Raw genomic sequence first — 22,054 nt, forward strand, 5'->3', positions numbered from 1 at the left:
TTATGGGGCGCGTTTTTCGTTTTCGTCGTTCGTTTTGCGGGTGCGCGGGGCCAGCCCTTCGCGCGCGCTGCGCCATTTTGGGGCAAGAGAAAGCCCGTCAGCTTTGATTGCTCAACGCTTCGGCCAGGTGATCGAACACCAGACGGATCTTGCGGCTGGTATGCACTTCGCGGTGGGTGGTGAGCCAGAACGGAAACCGCAGTATATCGACCCAGGGCAGGACCCGCTCGATGCCTGCAGTCTGTTCGGCGACCTTTGTGTACATCGGGGCGATGCCAAAGCCACTGCGGACCAGCTCCCAGGCGACCAGACCATTGCGGGAGCCGATGTGGAACTGTTCGGGGGTGATCTCCAGGTTCAGGCCTTGTGCATAGGCGATCATCTCGGCGTTGTCGCCAAATCCGACAAAGTCATGACCGGGCAGGTCCGCCGGTGCCTGCGGTCGGCCGCGCCGGTCGAGATAACTGCTGGCGGCATAGAAATGCGCGTTACCCTCATGCACCAGCCGGGCGATCAGGTCGGGCTGGTCGGGGCGGACATGGCGAATGGCGATATCGGCCTCGCGTTTCATCAGGTCGCGGATGTCATTGGTGGCCACCATGTCGACCTTCAGGTTGGGCGCAATCCGGCGCAGGTGGTGCAGCACCGGCGGCAGCACATGGGCGGACAGAATGTCGCTGGCGGTGATCCGCACCGTGCCCTCGATGGCGTTGGCCTGACCGCTGGCAGACAGGGTCAACGCGGTGGCAGCCTTGCCCATCTGGCGGCCCTGATCCAGCAACTGCTGTCCCGCCTGGGTAAGCACCAGCGCCCGGCCCACCCGTTCGAACAGCATCACGCCCAGCTCTGTCTCCAGCGCCGCGACCTGCCGTGACAGGGTGGGTTGGGTGAGGCCGAGACTGCGGGCGGCGGCGGAAAGAGACCCCTCTTCGGCGGTGGCGAGGAAGGCGCGGATGTGATTCCAATCGGGTGAGGGCGGGCTGTCCATGCAAATATGTATATAAGCCTTGCGTATTTCCGCAATTCTTATGGCATTCCCGCATGTGTATTTTGGCGGCAGCCGCAGGAGAGATGCCATGACCAATGAGGCCCAGTTCTGGGACAAGATCGCCGCCAAATATGCCGCCAGCCCGATCAAGGATGAGGCAGCCTATCAGATCACGCTGGAGCGCACGGCCAGCTATCTGCAGCCGGATCAGGAGGCGCTGGAGCTGGGCTGTGGCACCGGCAACACGGCAGTGAAATTGGCGCCACATCTGAGTCGGTTGGTGGCAACCGATCTGTCGCAGAAGATGCTCGACTTCGGCGCCGGGCGGGCGCAGGAGGCCGGGGTCACCAATCTAGAGCTGGTGCAGGCAGAGCCGATGACGGCGCCGGAGGGGCCGTTTGACGTGGTGCTGGCGTTCAATCTGTTTCACCTGCTGGGAGACCTGGACGCCAACCTGCATGCGACTGCAATGCGTCTGCGTCCCGGTGGGTTGTTCATTTCCAAGACGGTCTGCATGCAGGATATCCGCAGCTCCCTGAAGCGCTTGCTGATCCGCGGTATGATCCCATTGATGCGTCTTGTGGGCAAAGCACCGGACGTGGTGCATTTCATGTCGGTGGCCGATTGGCAGGCCCGGATTGAGGCCGCGGGCTTTGAGATCATCGAAACAGGCAGCTATCCGGTTGATCTGCCCAATCGTTTTGTTGTGGCGCGCAAGCGCTGACGGGGTTGGCCCCGGTTGCGCAAGCGGCTAGGTCTTGGCCCGAACCCATGGCTCCCGCAGGGGGCAAGGCAGGAGGACCAAGCATGACCCTATCCGTTTATCTTTCCGGCGAGATCCACACAGACTGGCGCGAGCAGATCATCGAAGGCGCGCGTGATCTCAATCTGCGCTTTGATAGTCCGGTGACCGATCACGATGCCTCTGACGATTGCGGCGTGACGATCCTCGGGGCCGAGGACAACAAGTTCTGGCACGACCACAAGGGCGCAAAGCTGAACGCCATCCGCACCCGCAAGGGCATCGAGGACGCCGATGTGGTGGTGGTGCGTTTTGGTGAGAAATACAAACAGTGGAACGCGGCCTTTGATGCGGGCTATGCCGCTGCGCTGGGCAAGTCGATCATCGTGCTGAACCCGCCAGAGCACCAGCACGCGCTGAAAGAGGTGCACGCGGCGGCACTGGCGGTGGCTGAAGAGCCGCGTCAGGTGGTGGAGATCCTGACCTATGTGCTGACGGGCAAGCTGCCTGCATGACGCCGGTTGTGCTGGAGAGCGACCGTCTGATCCTGCGCCCGCATGAGGTGCAGGATTTCGACGACCTCGCGCGCATGTGGGCGGAACCGGAAGTGGTGCGCTACATCACGGGCACCCCATCGACCGAGGAGGCCAGCTGGGCACGCCTGATGAAATATATCGGTCATTGGCAGATGCTCGGCTTTGGCTATTGGGCGGTGATCCTGCGCGACACTGGCGCATATGCCGGCGATGTCGGGTTTGCCGACTACAAACGTGCGTTAAAGCCCAGCCTCGATGGCGTTCCCGAGGCCGGCTGGGTGTTGTCACCTGAGGTGCATGGACGCGGTGTCGCCACCGAGGCGGTTGCCCGCATACATGCCTGGGCGGATGAGCATCCGACGTGGCACCGCACATGTTGTATCTTTGATCCTGAACATCACGTGTCACAGAAGGTGGCGTTGCGGTTGGGGTATCGTCCAGAAGAGGCGCTTGGCCTCTATAACGACATGCCGACCCGGATCATGTATCGCGATATAAAGCGCTGAACGAAGGGATGGCGGGGGACGGTTTCGACAGTTTCCCGCACATCTATACCGGCGCAGAAAGCGGGGGCGCCGAGGTCTACAGCCACGCTTTCTTAATGAATCAAACGGATAGTTGATGCTTGGATCGCACCTTGAGTGTGATGTCTTTTCCCTGAACATTAACGTATGCCAATGCCGCCAGATATCCCTAGAATAGATCGCCGCGCGCGCGGTGCAGTTGCCCCGGAATATGAGGACAGCGGCCTTTTCAAGGGCGGTGTGATTCAGGTGCAGTTGGCGCTTGTGCCGGTGTTTGGGACCACCTCACGTGGGGATTGCTCCGCGCGCGGGTTCAACGCGGACGGTACGGAGGTGACGGTCGTCTTTGCCGGTCGTCGTCGGCCCCACTTCCAGGCGCTCTATACACAGCTGCGCTATATGTACGCGCAGGCCCAGCACAAGGATGCGCTCCTGGGGGTGAAAATGCGCGATATCAATTCGATCCAGCTGCCGGTGCAATGTGAGGGATCATGGCGTGCGCAACGGGAGCAGGACGAGCAGGGGCAAGAGCAGCGCAGTCTGCATTTCATGGTGGCCCGCTGGGCCTTCCAGGCGCATGATGGCCAGACGCTGAAATTCGGCACCGCTCCGTTGTTGAGCAGCAAGCCGCAGGGCACGGCCGAGGCGAAACGCGACAGGCCATTGTCTTATTCCGATGTGTCCCCCGCCGGCAGGCAGGGGACCGTGTTTGGACGCTGAGACCCGGTGGGCTCAGCCTTCTTTCTGGATTTCCACGCTATGCGGATAGGGGATGGAGATGCCTTCGGCGTCGAACGCTTCTTTTACGCCTTGGATCATCGCCCATTTCAGCTCCCAGTAGTCACCGGCAGTGCACCACAGGCGGGTCGAAATATCGACCGAACTGTCGCCGAGGTTGGTCACACGCACCCAGGGTTCGGGGGTCGACAGCACGCGGCCATCGGCCTCGGCCAGCCGCAGGATGATCGCCTTGGCCTTTTCGATGTCGTCGCCATAGTCGATGCCATAGGTGATATCGAGCCGCCGGGTATCATGCGCCGAGTAGTTGGTGATGATGGTGCCCCAGGCCTGACCGTTGGGAACAATGATCTGCACATTGTCCGGGGTCACTAGTTCGGTGACGAAGAGGTTCAGGTCCTTGACCGTGCCGGAGGTGCCACCGATGTCGACAAACTGGCCGAGCTTGTAGGGGCGGAACAGGATCAGCATGAAACCGGCAGCGATGTCGCTGAGGGTGCCCTGCAACGCCAGGCCAATGGCGAGCGTCGCAGCGCCGAGCATTGCGACGAGGCTCGTGGCCTCAATGCCAAAGATGCCAAGTACGGCGACCAGAACGATTGCCAGCAGGACCCAGCGCACCAGGCTTGCAACAAAGTTGCCCAGTGTTTCGTCGATCTGCGGTGTCTTGTTGATGCGGGTGCGCACCGCGCTTGAAATCAGGCCTGCGGCGATCCAGCCGAGCACCAGAACGATCAGCGCCTTTGTGCCGCTGACGACCAGTGGCCAATATGCGCCAGCCTGTTCGATTACATTTTCCATGTCAGTCCCCACGTTTCTCGTAGATCGCCGTGCAGGCCGGGGAATGCTCCGGCAAGGCACGGGGAGTGTTCGTCTTGGTGGGCAGAGGCTCTGCCCGTTTTGCCTCTCCTTAGTGCGTCAGTCTGCCGCGCGGAATCGAGAGGTTTTTAACGAAAACATAGGGGAATTTATCGAACGTGACCGCCAAACAGCGGTGTAGGGCGCAAAACGCGGCCCCCATGTCGAGGGCCGCGCTGAAAGATCGGACCTTAGGCGGCGTCGCGAAGGGCAAGTGTCGGCGACAACACATCGAGGCCAAGTGCCTTGCCAACGGCGTAGTAGGTCAACTTGCCCGCATGCACATTGAGCCCGTTGAGCAGGTGCGGATCATCCGCGCAGGCCTGTTTCCACCCCTTGTCCGCCAAGGCGAGCAGGAATGGCAGCGTCGCATTGCCAAGCGCCTGCGTCGACGTGCGCGCCACGGCACCCGGCATATTCGCCACGCAATAGTGCATGATGCCGTCAACCTCGTAGATCGGGTCGGCATGGGTGGTCGCGCGGGAGGTCTCGAAACAGCCGCCCTGGTCGATGGCCACATCCACCAGCGCCGCGCCCGGTTTCATCGCGGCAAGATCTGCGCGGGAAATCAGCTTGGGCGCGGCCGCGCCGGGGATCAGCACCGCCCCGATCACCATGTCGGCTTCCTGGATCAGCTCTGCCGTGGCGCCGGCAGTGGAGTAGCGGTTCTTGAACGTGCCGCCAAAAACGTCATCAAGATACTTGAGCCGGGGCAGGGAGCGATCGAGAACGGTCACATCCGCACCCATTCCGGCGGCAATCTTAGCGGCATGGGTGCCAACGACGCCACCGCCCACAACGACGACTTTGGCCGGGGCGACGCCGGGCACGCCGCCCATCAGCACCCCGCGGCCTCCATTGGCCTTTTGCAGCGTCCAGGCACCGACCTGCGGGGCCAGACGGCCCGCAACTTCGGACATCGGCGACAGCAGCGGCAGGCCGCCGCGATCATCGGTCACGGTTTCATAGGCAATTGCTGTGCATCCCGACGCCAGCAGGTCATGGGTCTGATCCGGGTCGGGCGCGAGATGCAGATAGGTGAACAGAAGCTGCCCCTCGCGCAGCATCTTGCGTTCACCGGACTGCGGCTCCTTTACCTTCACGATCATGTCGGCGCTGGCGAAGATCTCCTCGGCGGTGTCGATGATGACGGCACCGGCAGCGATGTAATCATCGTCGGGGAAACCGGCGCCAAGGCCTGCTCCCTTCTGGATCAACACCTGATGGCCGTGGGCGCAGGCTTCCCGCGCGGCATCGGGCGTCATGCCGACGCGAAATTCCTGGGGTTTGATCTCCGTGGGGCATCCGATTTTCATGGGGTCTCCTCCGTTCCCTTTGGGGCAAAGTGTCGCAGTGTACGGTTCAAAGGTGCTGCTTTTTTGAGCGCTTTGAAAAGGTGACATTCGAAGTATCTTCGAATATGAGTGACGCTTACGCAAGAAAAGGTAGGTCATTTGGCGCTAGATCAATTGGATCGTCGAATCATGGCAGTCCTGCAGAAGCAGGGCAGGATGTCCAACGCAGAGCTGAGCGAGACCGTGAACCTCTCGGCCTCTGCCTGCCATCGGCGTGTTCAGCGACTGGAAAGTGACGGCTATATTCGCAACTACGTGGCGTTGCTGGATGCGCGCAAGCTGGGCGTGCCGACAACGGTTTTTGTGGAGATCACCCTGCAGACCCAGGCCGATGAGGTGCTGGACGCGTTTGAAAAGGCGGTCGCGCGCATCCCGGATGTGCTGGAATGCCACCTGATGGCCGGAACTGCGGACTACATCTTGAAGGTGGTGGCAGAGAATACCGATGACTTTGCCCGCATCCATCGCCAGCACCTGACCCGCCTGCCGGGTGTTGCTCAGATGCAGTCGAGCTTCGCCCTGCGCACCGTGTTCAAGACCACCGCACTGCCGGTCACCTGACCTTGCCGGTGGAGCGGTGGTTGGCTACAATTTTTGGCTAAGAGACTGCGGCTGAGCCCGCCTATTTTCTGTCCGACGCTGGTTTTGGCGTCGAATTGTCAGGGAGGAGAGAAATTCCTCGGCCCTGATCGGCGTTTTTCGACCATCACGACGCCATCTGACACCAAAGGATTACATGCCACCATTATGCGGTGACATAACCCTGTTGCATGAATAAGGAGATACAGTGTGAGCAGCGATCAGGAAAATACATCCTTCGAATGGCTGGAAGCCGAGCTGCAGGACACGCTGGACGAGGATTTCGAAATCGAATTTGCCGAGCCCATGCTGTCCATGGAGCTGCGCAAGATCTACCGCGCCCAACATCCGGAGATGCTTGACCGCAAGGTCTATTTCCGCAACCTGCTGCGGTTGCAGGCAGAGTTGATCAAGGTTCAGGACTGGGTGCAGCACACCGGTGCCAAGGTCTGCATCCTGTTCGAGGGCCGCGACAGTGCCGGCAAGGGCGGTGTCATCAAACGCATCACCCAGCGGCTGAACCCGCGGGTGGCCCGGGTCGTGGCGCTGCCTGCACCAAGCCGCCGCGAGCAGAGCCAGTGGTATTTCCAGCGCTACGTGCCGCATCTGCCGGCGGCGGGCGAGATCGTGTTGTTTGATCGCTCTTGGTACAACCGTGCGGGTGTCGAGCGGGTGATGGGCTTTGCCGATGACGATCAGGTCGAACAGTTCTTTCAGGACGTTCCGGAATTTGAACGCATGCTGGTCCGTTCCGGCGTCATCCTGCTGAAATACTGGTTCTCGATCACCGACGAAGAGCAGCAATTGCGATTCCTCATGCGCATCCACGATCCGATGAAACAGTGGAAACTGTCGCCGATGGATCTCGAAAGCCGCATCCGCTGGGAGCAATATACCAAGGCCAAGGAAGACATGTTCTTCCGCACCAATATCGATGAAGCACCCTGGTATATCGTCGAGGGCAACGACAAAAAGCGCGAACGCCTGAACTGTATCGAGCATTTGCTGACACGGATCCCCTATCACGACGTGCCGAGCGAGAAGGTCACCCTGCCGGACCGGGAATATAACCCAAGCTATGAACGCCGGGTGCTGCCGGACGAGCTTTACGTGCCGAAGATCTACTGACCGGAGCGACCGCAGTCGCCTTCATCTTTTTCCAAATACCTCGGGGAGCGCGAGGGGCAGGGCCCCTCGCAAGGCGGCCAGCGGCAAACATCATGTTCTGGCAGACATGACAGCTCCGGACAAAATGAAACCCCCGGAGCGGAAGCCACGGGGGTTTTATTCTTGAACAGTATCCAGAAGCGACTGGAGACGGGCGAGGGGTCTTAGAGGAGACCTTCGCGCTGTGCTTTCTTGCGTGCCAGCTTGCGGGCACGGCGGATAGCTTCAGCTTTCTCGCGCGCTTTTTTCTCGGAGGGCTTCTCGAAATGTTGCTTGAGCTTCATTTCGCGGAAGACGCCTTCGCGCTGCAGCTTCTTCTTCAGGGCACGGAGCGCCTGGTCGACGTTGTTGTCGCGAACACTAACCTGCATGTGGTTTTCACCACCTTTCTAAGTTGAGTTGCAAGGATTTGCAGGAGCTGGCGTATAGCAAGGCGGAACTAAATTGTCTAGTACTGGAGCCAACAAGACAGAGGAGCATGGGCGACATGGCGGAAAACCCAAGGGAATCTACGGATCAGGGGGCCGAATTACAGGATAGCCTGCTGGATGCAGCCTTGATGCATGTGGTGTTTGACGGCTGGAGCGCGGCGACTTGGGAGGCAGCTCTGGCTGATTCGGGCGTCGACCGGACGCTGGCGGAGGCGCTGTTCCCGCGCCGGGCGCTGGATCTTGCGGTGGCCTATCACAAGCGCGGCGACGCGCAGATGCTGCAGCGGCTTGCGGAGGCGGACCTTGGCAGTTTTCGCTTTCGCGACAAGGTGGCCGCCGCAGTGCGCTACCGGCTGGAGGTGGTTGGCGACAAGGAGGCGGTGCGCCGCGGCGCGACGCTGTTTGCCATGCCGCAGCATGCTGCCGAGGGCACCCGGCTGATATGGGGCACGGCGGATGCGATCTGGACCGCACTGGGCGATACCTCCGAGGATGTGAACTGGTATACCAAGCGGGCAACCCTGTCGGGGGTCTATTCCTCCACCGTGCTGTTCTGGCTTGGCGATGACAGCCCGGAGCATCAGGCAACCTGGGAGTTTCTCGACCGACGCATCGACAATGTGATGCAGATTGAGACCCTGAAGGCCAGCGTCAACAAGAACCCGCTGCTGAAACCGCTGATGGCGGGGCCGAACTGGCTGATGAGCCACATTCGCGCCCCTCAAAGCCGTGAGGATCTACCCGGTCGCTGGTCGCCCCGCGCCGACCGTTGAGCAGCCCGGCGGACGTCGCATTCGCGGGGCGTTGCGGATGTGGTGCTGCTTGGCCAATGGACGCCCGGGTGTTAGCTGTCGTGACAACTGCGACGAAAGGATAGACCCGATGCCCACAGCCCTTCCCGAGACCATGCGCGCCGTCGAGATTTCCGAACATGGCGCGCCGGATGTCCTGAAGCCGGTGGAGCGCCCGGTGCCCGAGGCCCGGCATGGCGAGGTGGTGATCCGGGTGGCCTATGCCGGCGTCAACCGCCCCGATGCGCTGCAGCGCGCGGGGGCCTATGCGCCGCCCAAGGGGGCAAGTGATCTGCCGGGGCTGGAAGCCTCTGGCGAGATCGTCGCCATCGGCGCGGGCGTTACCGGCTGGAGCCCAGGCGACCTCGTCTGTGCCCTGCTGCCCGGTGGTGGCTACGCCGACTATGTCGCCACGCCTGCCGCCCACTGCCTGCCGATCCCCCAAGGGCTCGGCCTGAAAGAGGCCGCCTGCCTGCCGGAGACCTGCTTCACCGTCTGGTCCAATGTGGTGACACGCGGCGGGCTGACGGCGGGAGAGCGGTTCCTGGTGCATGGCGGCTCCTCCGGGATTGGCACCACCGCGATCCAGCTGGCCTCGGCGCTCGGGGCGCGGGTCTATGCAACCGCAGGCTCGGACGACAAATGCGCCGCCTGCGTGGGGCTCGGCGCGGAGGTGGCGATCAATTATCGCGACGAGGATTTCGTTGAAATCCTGAAGGCGGATGGCGGTGCCAATCTGATTCTGGACATGGTGGGTGGAGACTATATTCCCCGCAACATCAGGGCATTGGCGGATGATGGGCGATTGGTACACATCGCCTTCCTACAAGGTCCGAAGGCGGAGCTGAACTTTGCCCAGATCATGGCGCGCCGACTGACGGTGACGGGCTCTACCCTGCGACCGCAGAGCGATCTGGCCAAGGCGCGGATTGCGCGGGATCTGGCGGAGGCGGTCTGGCCGCTGATCGAGGCGGGCAAGCTGCGGCCCGTGATGGATTCGACCTTCCCGCTGGCGGAGGCGGCGGCGGCGCATGCGCGGATGGAAGGCTCCACCCATATCGGGAAGATCGTGCTGGAAGTGGGCGGCGAGAGCTGACCACCCGTCCGGGGGCAGTCCCAGCGCCGCATTCTGGCGTCGGGGCTGTCTTGCGGGCTTATGTCACCGCTCGGCGATAGAAATGCCAAGTGGCGTGGCCGAGCAAGGGCACCACAAAGATCAGCCCGGCGAACAGCGGCACAGAGCCGATGAGCAGCGCCGCCCCGACCAGCAGCCCCCAGCACAGGCAGACAAAGCGGTTCTTGCGCATCACTTCCAGAGAGGTGGCCACGGCAACCGGCAGGCCAACGTGACGATCCAGCAGCAGCGGAAAAGACACGATGCTGATCGCAAGCGCTGCATAGGCCAGGATCGCGCCGGTTGTGGTGCCGATGATCATCATCGTCCAGCCCGGCCCGGTGGTGAACACGTCGGTCGCAAAGCTACTGAGGGATGATGGGGCGTCGGGGCCCAGCGTGGCGGCAAAGATGGCCTGTGCCACCATGATCCAGATGACGAAGAGCGCGGCGAGGTAGAAGGCCAGCATCAGGATGGATGCAAAGGCGGGAGAGCGCAGGACGGCAAAGGCCGACATCCAGCTCGCGCTCTCGCCCGCTTCGCGGCGGCGGGACATTTCATAAAGGCCGATGGCGGCGGCAGGGCCGACGATCGCAAAGCCCATCACCATGGGCAGCAGTAGTGGCAGCACCGCAAGGTGAAAGCCGCTCATGATCATGGCGATGCCAATCAGCGGGTAGATAAAGACAAGGAACATCGCATCCGAGCGCGCCGCCTTGAAATCCTGCCAGCCATCGCGCAGGGCTGCGGAAATGTCGCTGAGGTCAAGTGCGCGGACCTGGGGTGTTGCGCTGTCCTCGCTGCGTATCTCGTCAATGGCATCGGCTGTGCCGTGGCTGGCGGATCGCAGCGACTGAAACACCCAGCTTGCCGGGTTTCCGATGGTCTTTGGGGCGACTTCTGACATGGCTTGGCTCCTCCTGTGGCTCGCCGGGGCGTGCCGCGCGGAACAGCAGGGTCAAAGCCGGGACTGGTGGCCAAGAGCTTGCGGACATGGCGCATCGGGTCTCGGTCGGTCCCGGTGGGGGGCCCCACGATTGGGCGCGCGCGGCATGTCGTGCGATCAGCGTAACACGCCCGGACGTGTTTGTCTGTCACAGTTGCGGGAGCGCAGGTGAGCGGGAGGCCTAGCGCACCGGCTCGAAGACCGCATCCTTGAGCGCGCAATCGCGGATGGTATCGCGACCACAGGGCACCGGGGTCAGGTCGCGGGACAGGCAGACACGCGCCTCCTGAATGAAACCGTCACGGCAGGTGATGGTCAGGCTGTCGCGAGAGAGCTGCGGGTTGGCTTTCAGGAAAGCCTCTTCCACAACGGAGGCCGGGAGTTTCACCGGCTTGTCCAGACGGCGAAAAATCTCTGGCCGGGTGATGCTTTGATAGGCGGTGCGCGAGAGGTCGTAGTAACTGCGGGCCGACAGGCCGGAACAGGTGCCGTGCTTTTTCCACTGATGCCAGGCGAGGCCGGAGGTGCCCATGATATCGCCCATCTCGCTGGTCTGGCGACGGGTCGGCGGCGTTTCGGTGGTGCGGCAGTAGCTCGGCCAGCCCTGGTGAAACTGGGGCCAGAGCCCGTGCAGGGTCCAGCCGTAGTCATGCCGTGAATCGCATTGCTCGGAGCCTTTTGCATCGCCCTCGGTTGCGCACCAGTTGGGCGACCAGCTGAGTGCCATGACATAGTAGTCGAACACGCCCGCTCGCTCGCCATCGGCCTGCGCAGGCGTGGTCAACAGGGCAAAAGCTGCCAAAATAGTGAAGAAATGCCCGCGCATTCGCCTCTTTCCTTATGGTTTCAAGGCGACTATATAGACCTGAAGTTCCCCGACAACGGAAACCCGCCCCGAAGATCCGGGGAAGCCGATTTAAGGCGACGGGAGAGGTTTATCCGCGAGATGTCCAGTTTGGGGACAGACGTGTTTAAAGGAGTAGAGCACATGGCAAAACCGTTGATGGCCAAGGCGACCGCCGTGTGGCTGGTGGACAATACCACGATCAGCTTCAAGCAGATCGCCGATTTTGTTGGCATGCATGAGCTGGAAATTCAGGGCATCGCGGATGGCGATGTGGCCTCTGGTGTGAAGGGGTTTGACCCGGTTGCCAACAGCCAGCTGACGCAGGACGAGATCGCGACCGCCGAGAACAATCCGCTGCACAAGCTGAAGCTGAAGTTCAATGCCGCCGCCGCAGGCGAGGAAAAGCGCCGCGGACCGCGCTATACGCCGCTGTCCAAGCGCCAAGACCGCCCGAACTCGATCCTGTGGCTGGTGAAGTTCCACCCGGAACTGGCCGATGCGCAGATTGCAAAGCTGGTGGGCACCACCAAGCCGACGATCCAGTCGATTCGTGAGCGCACGCACTGGAACATCTCCAACATGGAGCCGATCGATCCGGTCGCGCTGGGCCTGTGCAAGCAGTCCGAGCTGGATGCTGCTGTGCAGAAGGCCGCCCAGAAACGCGCGGCCGAAGGTGGCGTGATGAGCGACGACGAACGTCGCAAGCTGGTGTCTACCGAGCAGTCGCTGGAGATGGACGCAGAGCCGAAGATGCCCACCGCGATCGAAGGTCTGGAGACCTTTACCCTCGGCTCGTCCGAGGAGAAGAAGGAAGAGCCGATCCCGGATGCGGACAGCTTCTTCAACCTGCCCTCCGGTGGGGATGAGGATGACGAGGACGACGATAGCGACGATCCGCGCTACTAAAGACCGCACGCGTCAGGCCTCGCCCCAAGTGGGGCCGGGCCAGTCAAAACCTGATGTGAAGCGCCGCAGAGCCTCCGGGCCTGCGGCGTTTTTTTTGGCTCTTGTCAATTCCTGACTGAATAAGTAGGAAAAGGCACCCAGCCTCCCCGGCGCCATGCAGCGACGGATCTGCCCGGTTTTGATGTGAACACGCTGCTCGTGCGGGACACGCATTGCGGGCGGGGCAGGTAGACAGAGGGCACAGCTATGACACTGCAGGTTTCGATCACCCCCGAGCTGGCGCAAGCGCCTTTGGTAACATTTGGTTTTGACAGCTTTGAGGTGCGGCTGGTGTCGGTGATGCGCCACTTCGTGACCGCAGCCAATGCACCCGGCAGCCAGGCGTGGCATCGCGGCTTTGTCATCGCGGCGGAAAACTGGGGCGAGACACATGGACTAGCGGTGGCGCATGCGCTCTGGCCGGTGGTGCGCGAGGTGCTGGCGCTGCGGCAGGGGGATTTTGCCTTTAACGATCCGCTGGACCTCGACACGCGGGATTTGCTGACTGCGGATGAGGCGCAGTTCATTGCGATGCTCCATCATATGCGCCGCGATGAGACCGGCAAGGCACGTGATGCGGTTGATGCGCTGACGCGAGGGCAGATGGACCCGGAGCTGATCCGCGCCGGGCTGTCCTTTGCCGATCGGTTCCCCTCCGGCGCGCGGCATCGTTTGCGCGGAACGCCAAGCCTGCGTGTGGTGCAATAGAGACGCCTGTACGCTGATAGCGCATGACATTGGTGGATTTGCGGCGGGCGGGCATGAAAGCGGCGTCAGCAGCCTTGCACGACCGGGGCGCGGGTAGTAGGCATTTCGCCAACGCAAGTCCCGGGAGGCGTTGAGAATGGACGATCCAAAAACCCTGGTTTCCACCGACTGGCTGGCCGCGCATCTGAAGGATCCCGATCTTCGGATTCTGGATGCATCCTGGTACCTGCCGCAGATGGAACGTGATGCCAAGGCCGAGTATGAGGCCGGACATATTCCTGGCGCACGCTTCTTCGACATAGATGACATTTCCGACCATCGGTCGGACCTGCCGCATATGGCTCCGCCCGTGGAGAAATTCATGTCGCGCCTGCGCGCCTTGGGTGTCGGCGATGGGCATCAGGTGGTGATTTATGACGGCGCGGGCCTGTTTTCGGCGGCGCGCGTCTGGTGGCTGTTCCGCCTTATGGGGCAGCTGAATGTTGCGGTGCTGGATGGCGGTCTGCCGAAATGGAAGGCCGAAGAGCGTCCGTTGGAAGACCTGCCGCCGGTGATCCGCGACCGCCACATGACGGTGCGGGTGCAGAACCAGCTGGTGCGTGACGTCACACAGGTGTCCTCTGCCGCCAAGCTGGGCGATCACGAGATCATCGACGCCCGCGCAGCCGACCGGTTCCGCGGCGACGCACCGGAGCCTCGTCCGGGCATGCGAGCGGGTCATATTCCCGGCTCGAAGAACGTGCCCTTCACCACGCTTTTGAACGACAATGGCACCATGAAAGCCCCGGACGCGCTGCGCGCGATCTTTGAGGGCGCCGGTGTCGACCTTGGCAAACCTGCCATCACCTCTTGCGGATCGGGGGTCACGGCTGCCGTGCTGAGCCTCGCCATGGAGCGCATGGGCAAGCACGACCACGCGCTCTATGACGGATCCTGGTCCGAATGGGGCGCCTTTCCGACCCTTCCCGTTGCAACCGGAGACAACTAAGACATGTTCGAGAACCTGAAACCCCAGCCTGCCGACAAAATTCTGGCGCTGATGCAGATGTACCGTGATGACCCGCGGGAACAGAAGGTCGATCTGGGTGTGGGGGTCTACAAGAACGCCGAGGGCGTGACCCCGGTGATGCGTGCGGTCAAAGTCGCCGAACAACGGATCATCGACGAGCAGGCCACCAAGGCCTACACGGGTCTGGCCGGGGATCCTGCCTATGCAGATGCGATGATCGATCTGATCCTTGGCAACGCAGTGGAGCGCGACAAGATTGCTGCCGCTGCCACCCCAGGCGGGACCGGCGCCGTGCGTCAGGCGTTTGAGCTGATCAAGATGGCCAACCCCGGTGCGCGAGTCTTCGTGTCTGATCCGACCTGGCCGAACCACGTGTCGATCCTGAAATACGTTGGCATCGAGGCCGTGGTTTACCGCTATTTTGATGCCAGCACTGGCGCGGTGAACTTCGATGGCATGTTGGAAGACCTGAAGGGCGCCAAGGAAGGCGATGTGGTGCTGCTGCACGGTTGCTGCCACAACCCGACGGGCGCCAATCTGAACAGCACGCAGTGGCAGGCTGTGGTCGAATTGCTCAACGAACGGGGCCTGATCCCGATGGTCGACATCGCCTATCAGGGCTTTGGCGATGGTCTGGAAGAAGACGCCGCGGGCGTGCGTCTGGTGGCGTCCTCTGTGCCGGAGTGCCTGATTGCGGCGAGCTGTTCGAAGAACTTCGGCATCTATCGCGAACGCACGGGCCTGTTGATGGCGATCAGCCAGCAGGGGGACGCGGAAGGTCTGAACCAGAAGACACTGGCCTATCTGAACCGCCAGAACTACTCCTTCCCGCCCGATCACGGCGCTCGTGTGGTGACCACGATCCTGAATGATCCAGAGCTGCGCGCGGACTGGAAACAGGAGCTGGAGGAAACCCGTCTGGGCATGCTGGCCCTGCGTCAGCAATTGGCGGATGAGCTGCAGCGCCTGTCCGGATCCGACCGGTTTGGCTTTATCGCCGAGCACCGTGGCATGTTCTCGCTGTTGGGTACCACGCCCGAGCTGGTGGAAAAGATGCGCGTGGATGCGGGCATTTACATGGTGGGCGACAGCCGGTTGAACATCGCTGGTTTGAACGCGCAATCGGTTCCGGTGCTGGCTAAGGCGATCATCGACGCAGGCGTCTGACCCTGATCCTCACGACTGTGTATGGAGAGCGCGTCCCGATTGGGGCGCGTTTTCTTTTTGCGACGGGGGACCTCCCGCCCGCCCCGCCTGCATTGAAAATGCAGGCGCGCCCGTTGGGCCGGGCGCCGCTGCGCGGCGCAAAGGAAAGAAAAGGATCTGCTGAGAAGCGGTTCAGGGGCAGGTCTGCCCTGAACGCGCCTTATCGAGTGTGGGGCGGCCCATCCGCGCCTCAAGGGTAAACCGCGCGTGCCGCGCGGCGGCGGGGCCGCCCTTGACCCGCGGCTGCACCTGGGGTGCACCGCGTGAGCGGTGCGCGGCCCAACGCCTGACAGGGGCTGTCGTCAGACAGGGCCTGCGCAGGGGGCGGGAGCCTCACCCCGTTCAGATGCAAAACGCGGCCCCCGAAAGAGCCGCGTTTCAGTATTCTAGAAGAGCAGGGGGCGTGGGTTAGCCGGCCTTGAACTCCGGGTAGGCTTCCATGCCGAGTTCCGCCATGTCGAGGCCGTTGATCTCATCCTCTTCGGTGACGCGGATGCCCATGGTGGCCTTCAGGATCAGCCAGACGATGCCGGACACGATGAAGGTGAAGGCGCCGATGATGGCAAAGCCGATGATCTGGGTCACAAAGGACGTATCTGCCGTGTAGAAGGGAACCGCAAAGGTGCCCCAGAGACCCGCCAGCAGGTGCACCGGGATTGCGCCGACCACGTCGTCGATCTTCATCTTGTCGAGCATCGGCACGGTGAAGACCACGATCACGCCGCCGACAGCACCAATCCAGAGCGCGCCGAACAGGGTCGGGTCAAGCGGGCCTGCGGTGATCGACACCAGACCGGCCAGCGCGCCGTTCAGCACCATGGTGAGGTCGGGCTTCTTGAACAGAAGCTGGGTCAGGATCAGCGCTGTGACGGCACCGGCGGCAGCGGCCATGTTGGTGTTGGCAAAGATGCGAGACACATCGGTCACGTCGCCCACGGTGCCTGCCGCCAGCTGCGAGCCACCGTTGAAGCCGAACCAACCGAGCCACAGGATGAATGTACCCAGGGTCGCCAGTGCCAGGTTGGAGCCGGGCATCGGGATGACGCGGCCCTCTTTGTACTTGCCAATACGCGGGCCGAGGATCAGCGCCCCGGCAAGGGCCGCAAAGCCACCGGCGGCGTGCACCAGGGTGGAGCCGGCAAAGTCAGAGAATCCCATCTCGGACAGGAAGCCGCCGCCCCACTGCCAGGACGCCTCGATCGGATAGATCACGCCGGTCAGGATCGCGACAAAGATCAGGAAGGGCCAGAGCTTGATGCGCTCCGCCAATGTGCCCGACACGATGGATGCGGTGGTGGCGCAGAACATCAGCTGGAAGAAGAAATCCGAGCCTGCGGACGCATAGTCGAGCGCTGCCGCATCCGCGCCGAGGCCAACCGGCTCCAGCGAGGTGACCGCGAACAGCGGGCCCATGACGCCGGAAATTAGCCAGCCGTCGCCCGGGTACATCAGATTGAAGCCGATCAGCCAGTACATGATCGCGGCGATAGAGAACAAGGCCACGTTCTTGGTCAGCTGCATGGTCACGTTCTTGGAGCGCACCAGGCCTGCTTCGAGCATGGCAAAGCCGGCGGCCATCCAGAACACCAGGAACCCGCCGATCAGGAACAGGAGTGTCGTAAATATGTAGGGGGTGATGTCCGGTGTCTCGGCCGCTGTCTCCTGGGCGAAGGCCAGACCCGGCAGGGCCGCCAGCGCCGTGGTGGCGGCAAGTGTCACTGTCAGTTTCTTCATTGTCTTTGGCTTTCCTTTGCGAAGGGCGCGTTAGAGCGCTTCCTGATTGGTTTCGCCGGTGCGCACGCGCACGGCCTGGGCCACGTCCAGCACGAAAATCTTGCCATCGCCGATCTTGCCGGTGCGGGCGGTCTGGGTGATGGTCTCAACCACCTGATCTGCCAGATCAGACGGCACCACGATTTCCAGCTTAACTTTCGGTACGAAGTTCACTTCGTACTCAGCGCCGCGGTAGATCTCCGTGTGACCCGCCTGCGCGCCAAAGCCCTTGATTTCGGTTACCATCAAACCTGAGACACCGAGGGTGGTCAGCGCCTCGCGGACCTCCTCCAGTTTGAAGGGTTTGATGGCAGCAATGATCAATTTCATCTCGACACCCTTTCCCGGGCCCTGCGCCCGCTGTTTGCAGTTGCAGAAGATCGCCCCGCTCGAGTCGGGGGAACGTTTTAGGGGGGCTGATGCGCCTGCTTTCCGGGCGTCGGCTGAATAATTTCGCTTAAAAAAGGGGCTTTGCTCGTTTATTGGGCGTAATTTGGATGGCATTTGGCGAAAAACCGCCTCTCTACATTCTGAGACGGAGCCGCTATTCTGTGCCAAAGAGGCTGGGCGTAAGCCCCACGAGACCCAAAATACGAGCAGTCAGAACAGGATTTTCAGCATGACGCAGGGGCGCAATTCCGGGCGCAATTCCGGGCGCGGTACATCTGGGCGAGGACGTGGTCCGCTGGTCGCGGAGAAGCGTCAAGCGGGCGGACCCAAACGCAAACCGGCCAAGGCGCCGCGTCGCAAACCCGCGACACGCGCCAAGACGGGCTGGAGCCTGTTTGGGCGTCGCAAGGCACGTGCCCCGCGCAAGCGCGGCGTGTTGGGGTGGTTGTTAATGCCGTTCCAAATCGTGCTCCGGGCCGTCTGGGCCGTGAGCTGGCGCATGGGGGTTCTGGTCGGGCTCTTTCTTGCCGGGGCGGTGGCCTATCATTATTCCAAGCTGCCGGAGTATCAGGCGCTGCTGGATGGTCGGAACCAGGGCTCAGTCACATTGCTGGATCGCGCGGGCAAGACCTTTGCCTGGCGCGGGGATCAGTTTGGCGGTGTGGTGACCGCGGATACGGTGTCGCCGCATTTGAAGAACGCCATTGTCGCCACCGAGGACAAACGCTTCTATCGCCACTTCGGCGTCTCGCCGCGCGGTATCGCCGGCGCGGTGCGCATCAATCTGAGCGAGGGACGTGGGCCGCTGTCGGGGCACGGGGGCTCTACCATTACCCAGCAGACCGCCAAGCTGATGTGTCTGGGCGTGCAATTTGATCCGACCATGTGGGAGAGCGAAGCGGCCTATGAGTCCGACTGCCGTCAGTCGTCGCTGTGGCGCAAGGCCAAGGAAGCGATCTTCTCGATGGCGATGGAGGCGAAATACTCCAAGAACGAGATCCTCTCCATCTATATGAACCGTGCCTATATGGGTGGCGGTGCCTATGGTGCCGAAGCCGCAGCGCAGCGGTTCTTTGGCAAGTCGGCCAATCAGGTCAACCCGCCCGAAGCGGCGATGCTGGCAGGACTTCTGACGGCCCCTTCGACGCTGGCGCCCACCAGCAATATCGAACGCTCGCGCAATCGCGCCGCGACGGTCCTGCGGTTGATGGAAGAACAGGGATATCTGACCGAACAGGAACGTCAGCGGGCCGCGGCCAATCCGGCGGAATTGAGTGAGGCCGCCGCGGCACGGGCCGGGGGCTATTTCGCCGATTGGATCATGGACACGGTGCCAGGCTTCCTTGGCGATCAGACCACCGAGGATGTGGTGATCCGCACCACGCTCGACCAGCGTCTGCAGCAGGCGGCGGAAGATGCCGTGAACTATGTGTTTGAGAACAAGGTCCGCGAAGGGTCCAAGGCGCAGGCCGCCGTGGTGGTAATGAGCGCCGATGGCGCCGTGCGCGCCATGGTCGGCGGGCGCAAGGTGCGGGCATCGGGCGTGTTCAACCGGGCCACGCAGGCCAAGCGGCAGACCGGGTCCGCCTTCAAGCCGTTTGTCTATGCGGCGGCTTTGGAGCTTGGATATTCGCCCTATGACCGGGTGCTGGATGCGGAGTATTGCCTTGATATCCCCGGCTCCGGTCCGTGGTGCCCGCAGAACTACACCCGCAAGCATTATGGCGAGATCACTTTGACTCGGGCGTTGCGAGATTCCCTGAACGTCCCGGCTGTAAAAGTGTCCGAAGCCGTGGGCCGGGACAATGTACGTCATGTGGCGGGCGAGTTCGGCATCGAGAGCGACCTGGCCGATGGCCCGTCTCTGGCGCTTGGTGCGTCCGAGAGCACGCTGCTGGAGATGACTGGCGCCTACGCGGGGATCCTGAACGGCGGCTCTTCCGTGACACCCTACGGCGTGGATGCGCTGACGTTGGTGGGCGATTCCGAACCGCTGATGGGCGCCTCTGGCGGCATGGGCGAACGGGTGATACGCCCCGCCGCCGCGCAGGAGTTGATCTGGATGATGGAGAAGGTCATCGCAGAAGGCACCGGGCGCCGGGCGCAGATACCGGGCTGGCAGGCGGCTGGTAAATCCGGCACCACCTCAGCGGCAAAGGATGCCTGGTTTGTCGGTTTCACGGCGGATTACGTGGCCGGGGTCTGGATGGGCTATGATGACAATACGCCCCTGACCGGCGTGACCGGTGGGGGTCTTCCGGCGGATATCTGGCGCGAGACCATGGTCCGCGTGCATGAGGGGCTTGAACCGCAGCCGCTTCCGATGAAAGCGCCGGAGCCTATCGCCGTGCCCGAGCCGCAGCCCCAGCAACAGCGTCGCAACAATGGCGGCGGTCTGGGACGTGAGATCGAACGCACGTTGAATGGCGTGCTGCGGGATATCTTCGGCAACTAAGCGCCCTTCGCAGAGGCTCAGTCAATGCAGCCCTGCGGGCAACGAAAGCGATACAGGGCCATCCGCGGGGCATCCGGCGGATGGCCCTGCTGCGTTGGCCCTGCTGCGTTGGCTCTGCTGTGTTGGCTCTGACTGTGTGATCCCACGAGAATAGGGTTGCGCGCGCAACGTCGCGCGCCAGGTCAGGGCTCGTCTGCCCAAGGGCCGCCGTCCGGGGGGGGTGACACGTGAGGCGGCATGTGAGGCAGATGCGACCGCCCCATCACCCCGCCGTCGATGCGGAAGCCTGTATCGGATGAGAGACAGGCAAGCCTGCAGCCTGCGTCGCGCGCATGGCATTGCCGTTTGGGGTACTGAGGTCACGCAATCGTTGTAGCAAAGGCTGCGCCGGGGCTGAGGTGATGGCGTGAGACATCGGTCTGTCTGACGCATGCACAGGCGAGGTCGCCACGATCAGCGCCGTGACCGCGACGCATACGCTTGCGAATTTGCCGGCCGAGCCTGCACGCGAAGGGGCCTTGGTCTTTGCGCCGGTGGACGTTGCCATTGGGTATGCCATCAATCTGAACCTCCTGAAGCATCACTCTGTTGTGGAGGGAGATATCCGGCGGCGCGTCAGACCGCGCGGTGGTCCTGTGTCGAAATTGCGGAGCTTCGGTTCAGTTTAGGACGATTTGTCGACAGCGCGGAGGAGGGGCGGGTTCACGCGAGTGAGATCAGCAGGCTGCAAACCGCTTCCGGGTCATAGCGGTCGGGGCGGTCCCCGCGCGACAGTGGCAGTCTGTGGCATGCGACATCGTGATCTGCGACGACGCGGTCGCATTCTTTGGCAGGGGTCTTTGCATCGCAGATGACATGGCTGAGCAAGGCTGCGGTGGGGATATCGTCCCCGACGTCCCGGCGCATGGCAGCCAGCAGCGCGGAGATCTGGTCCGTCAGGCGCATGCCGTGACATTCCGGGTCATCGCCGAGGCTGGGGATGTAAACCTTGGGCACATTGCGCGCTGCAATGGCGCGACCGACACCAGCCGGCAGCAGGTTTGAGATCACGCTGGAATAGAGACTGCCGGGCGGGTAGCAGATCAGGTCACTGGCGGCGATCAGCTTCTGGTTCCGCTTCGGCAGGCGCGCCGTTTCGGCAGGCAGTTCGCTAGACCCATCGGAGAGAAACAGGCGGGTGATCCGGGTGCCCAGTGGCGCGCTTTCCTTACCGGTCATCTGGCGCTGACCGATGACGCGCCGTCCGTCCTCAAGCTCGGCGCCGATCTGCAGGTTCACATCGGCAATCGGGCGCACGATGCCGCGCACATCGACCATCTTCGACATCAGGAACAGCACCGGCTCCAACACCCGGTCATTGTCGAGGTAGCCCCCCGCCAGGATCAGGTTGCCGATGCTGGCATTGCGGTAATCCAGTCCTTTGGGCGCGGCGTCCTCAAAATGGCGCAGATAGCCGACGATCAGCTGTCGCATCGGTTTCGACAGCGCCTTCAGCAGCGGGTGCGCGCAATCGAACAGGCTGGCCACCTCGCGGGCCAACTCCTTGTCGCTGACGTCCTTGGGCAACCGGTGCGAAAACAACCGGTAGATGTCGGGCTGGCCCAGTTCCGTTTCATCCGCCAGCGCCATCAGCCGACTGCGCAGATCGCCGACGGCGGGCATGCCAAAGGCCTCGCGCAGCACCTGAGAGGAGCCACCACTGTCGAACGGCGTGATCAGATGCGCCGAATTATGCGTGTAGAGCTTAAGCTTGCGGGAAATTTCGTTGAGCGCACTGCCGCCGGAAAAGAACAGCAGACGCGGCCCGAGGTTGGGGGCGGCAAGAGAGCGCGCGATGCGCAGGTTGTCGGGAACCGAGGCGTGGCGTAGAATCGAGATATCGGACATGGTCACCCGTTCGTGCAGCTCGCGGCGACCATGCCATTCCTTTTGCCAAAACACCACAGGCTTGC

22 protein-coding genes are annotated in these 22,054 nt (G+C 62.4%); 13 read left to right on the forward strand and 9 right to left on the reverse strand.

Going from position 1 to position 22,054, the window contains the following annotated elements; all coding sequences use genetic code 11:
* Positions 1 to 97 precede the first annotated feature (97 nt).
* Positions 98 to 988 carry a LysR family transcriptional regulator gene (locus CLV89_RS13465; RefSeq protein ID WP_106164182.1) on the reverse strand — a complete coding sequence of 297 codons (891 nt, stop codon included), beginning with the start codon at positions 986 to 988 and terminating at the stop codon, positions 98 to 100.
* An 88-nt stretch (positions 989 to 1,076) separates the two neighbouring features.
* On the opposite strand from CLV89_RS13465, the gene CLV89_RS13470 reads away from it, so the two are divergent.
* The 4 genes from CLV89_RS13470 to CLV89_RS13485 all read left to right on the forward strand — a co-directional run bounded on the left by CLV89_RS13470 (position 1,077) and on the right by CLV89_RS13485 (position 3,510).
* Entirely contained in the window at positions 1,077 to 1,712 is a 636-nt protein-coding gene (locus tag CLV89_RS13470) for a class I SAM-dependent methyltransferase (RefSeq protein ID WP_106164183.1), read from the forward strand.
* Positions 1,713 to 1,795: 83 nt separating this feature from the next.
* Complete coding sequence (locus CLV89_RS13475) at positions 1,796 to 2,245, forward strand: YtoQ family protein (protein ID WP_106164184.1); 450 nt, start codon at positions 1,796 to 1,798, stop codon at positions 2,243 to 2,245.
* Positions 2,242 to 2,772 (forward strand): GNAT family N-acetyltransferase, encoded by a 531-nt coding sequence (locus tag CLV89_RS13480; RefSeq protein WP_106164185.1) that lies wholly within the window; start codon positions 2,242 to 2,244, stop codon positions 2,770 to 2,772. Before CLV89_RS13475 ends, CLV89_RS13480 begins: the two co-directional genes overlap by 4 nt.
* A 165-nt stretch (positions 2,773 to 2,937) precedes the next feature.
* Positions 2,938 to 3,510 (forward strand): hypothetical protein, encoded by a 573-nt coding sequence (locus CLV89_RS13485; RefSeq protein WP_243395009.1) that lies wholly within the window; start codon positions 2,938 to 2,940, stop codon positions 3,508 to 3,510.
* 12 nt (positions 3,511 to 3,522) lie between these two features.
* On the opposite strand, the gene CLV89_RS13490 is transcribed toward CLV89_RS13485, so the two are convergent.
* Together CLV89_RS13490 and ald are read right to left on the reverse strand one after the other, a co-directional pair.
* Positions 3,523 to 4,329, reverse strand: a complete 807-nt coding sequence (locus CLV89_RS13490) for a mechanosensitive ion channel family protein (protein WP_106164186.1) — start codon at positions 4,327 to 4,329, stop codon at positions 3,523 to 3,525.
* Between the two features lie 248 nt (positions 4,330 to 4,577).
* Positions 4,578 to 5,702, reverse strand: coding sequence for an alanine dehydrogenase (gene ald / locus CLV89_RS13495; RefSeq protein ID WP_106164187.1), 1,125 nt, complete (start codon positions 5,700 to 5,702; stop codon positions 4,578 to 4,580).
* Positions 5,703 to 5,840: 138 nt separating this feature from the next.
* Here ald and CLV89_RS13500 point away from each other — a divergent pair, with 138 nt between their 5' ends.
* Together CLV89_RS13500 and ppk2 are read left to right on the forward strand one after the other, a co-directional pair.
* On the forward strand, positions 5,841 to 6,302 hold the full coding sequence (locus CLV89_RS13500; RefSeq protein ID WP_106164188.1) for an Lrp/AsnC family transcriptional regulator: 462 nt from the start codon (positions 5,841 to 5,843) through the stop codon (positions 6,300 to 6,302).
* A gap of 228 nt (positions 6,303 to 6,530) precedes the next feature.
* Positions 6,531 to 7,448 (forward strand): polyphosphate kinase 2, encoded by a 918-nt coding sequence (ppk2, locus tag CLV89_RS13505; protein ID WP_106164189.1) that lies wholly within the window; start codon positions 6,531 to 6,533, stop codon positions 7,446 to 7,448.
* A 203-nt stretch (positions 7,449 to 7,651) separates the two neighbouring features.
* Here the strand turns inward: ppk2 and rpsU are convergent, their stop codons facing one another.
* The gene (gene rpsU / locus CLV89_RS13510; protein ID WP_005614280.1) at positions 7,652 to 7,858 is read right to left on the reverse strand and encodes a 30S ribosomal protein S21; all 207 of its coding nucleotides are present in this window, start codon (positions 7,856 to 7,858) and stop codon (positions 7,652 to 7,654) included.
* A 116-nt stretch (positions 7,859 to 7,974) separates the two neighbouring features.
* Here rpsU and CLV89_RS13515 point away from each other — a divergent pair, with 116 nt between their 5' ends.
* Together CLV89_RS13515 and CLV89_RS13520 are read left to right on the forward strand one after the other, a co-directional pair.
* Complete coding sequence (locus CLV89_RS13515) at positions 7,975 to 8,691, forward strand: COQ9 family protein (RefSeq protein WP_106164299.1); 717 nt, start codon at positions 7,975 to 7,977, stop codon at positions 8,689 to 8,691.
* 109 nt (positions 8,692 to 8,800) lie between these two features.
* Positions 8,801 to 9,805, forward strand: coding sequence for an NAD(P)H-quinone oxidoreductase (locus CLV89_RS13520; protein WP_106164190.1), 1,005 nt, complete (start codon positions 8,801 to 8,803; stop codon positions 9,803 to 9,805).
* Positions 9,806 to 9,863: 58 nt separating this feature from the next.
* On the opposite strand, the gene CLV89_RS13525 is transcribed toward CLV89_RS13520, so the two are convergent.
* Both CLV89_RS13525 and CLV89_RS13530 read right to left on the reverse strand, forming a co-directional pair.
* The gene (locus CLV89_RS13525; protein WP_106164191.1) at positions 9,864 to 10,730 is read right to left on the reverse strand and encodes a DUF2189 domain-containing protein; all 867 of its coding nucleotides are present in this window, start codon (positions 10,728 to 10,730) and stop codon (positions 9,864 to 9,866) included.
* Between the two features lie 220 nt (positions 10,731 to 10,950).
* Complete coding sequence (locus CLV89_RS13530; RefSeq protein WP_106164192.1) at positions 10,951 to 11,595, reverse strand: ribonuclease T2 family protein; 645 nt, start codon at positions 11,593 to 11,595, stop codon at positions 10,951 to 10,953.
* Between the two features lie 162 nt (positions 11,596 to 11,757).
* Here CLV89_RS13530 and CLV89_RS13535 point away from each other — a divergent pair, with 162 nt between their 5' ends.
* From CLV89_RS13535 to CLV89_RS13550, 4 genes are all read left to right on the forward strand, one after another.
* Positions 11,758 to 12,522 carry a DUF1013 domain-containing protein gene (locus CLV89_RS13535; RefSeq protein WP_106164193.1) on the forward strand — a complete coding sequence of 255 codons (765 nt, stop codon included), beginning with the start codon at positions 11,758 to 11,760 and terminating at the stop codon, positions 12,520 to 12,522.
* Between the two features lie 246 nt (positions 12,523 to 12,768).
* A complete protein-coding gene (locus CLV89_RS13540) occupies positions 12,769 to 13,269 on the forward strand; it encodes a hypothetical protein (RefSeq protein ID WP_106164194.1) in 501 nt (166 codons plus the stop codon).
* Between the two features lie 136 nt (positions 13,270 to 13,405).
* Complete coding sequence (sseA, locus tag CLV89_RS13545; protein ID WP_106164195.1) at positions 13,406 to 14,257, forward strand: 3-mercaptopyruvate sulfurtransferase; 852 nt, start codon at positions 13,406 to 13,408, stop codon at positions 14,255 to 14,257.
* Between the two features lie 3 nt (positions 14,258 to 14,260).
* A complete protein-coding gene (locus tag CLV89_RS13550; RefSeq protein ID WP_106164196.1) occupies positions 14,261 to 15,445 on the forward strand; it encodes an amino acid aminotransferase in 1,185 nt (394 codons plus the stop codon).
* A gap of 447 nt (positions 15,446 to 15,892) precedes the next feature.
* Here CLV89_RS13550 and CLV89_RS13555 read toward each other — a convergent pair whose 3' ends face one another.
* Positions 15,893 to 17,218: an ammonium transporter gene (locus tag CLV89_RS13555; protein WP_106164197.1), complete on the reverse strand. Its 1,326-nt coding sequence runs from the start codon at positions 17,216 to 17,218 to the stop codon at positions 15,893 to 15,895.
* Between the two features lie 30 nt (positions 17,219 to 17,248).
* Positions 17,249 to 17,587, reverse strand: coding sequence for a P-II family nitrogen regulator (locus CLV89_RS13560; RefSeq protein WP_106164198.1), 339 nt, complete (start codon positions 17,585 to 17,587; stop codon positions 17,249 to 17,251).
* Positions 17,588 to 17,876: 289 nt separating this feature from the next.
* On the opposite strand from CLV89_RS13560, the gene CLV89_RS13565 reads away from it, so the two are divergent.
* Entirely contained in the window at positions 17,877 to 20,102 is a 2,226-nt protein-coding gene (locus CLV89_RS13565; RefSeq protein ID WP_106164199.1) for a transglycosylase domain-containing protein, read from the forward strand.
* A 702-nt stretch (positions 20,103 to 20,804) separates the two neighbouring features.
* Here the strand turns inward: CLV89_RS13565 and CLV89_RS13575 are convergent.
* Positions 20,805 to 22,046 (reverse strand): GAK system CofD-like protein, encoded by a 1,242-nt coding sequence (locus CLV89_RS13575; protein ID WP_243395010.1) that lies wholly within the window; start codon positions 22,044 to 22,046, stop codon positions 20,805 to 20,807.
* Between the last annotated feature and the right edge of the window lie 8 nt (positions 22,047 to 22,054).

Source organism: Tritonibacter scottomollicae, assembly GCF_003003215.1.
GTDB classification, from domain to species: Bacteria; Pseudomonadota; Alphaproteobacteria; order Rhodobacterales; family Rhodobacteraceae; genus Epibacterium; species Epibacterium scottomollicae.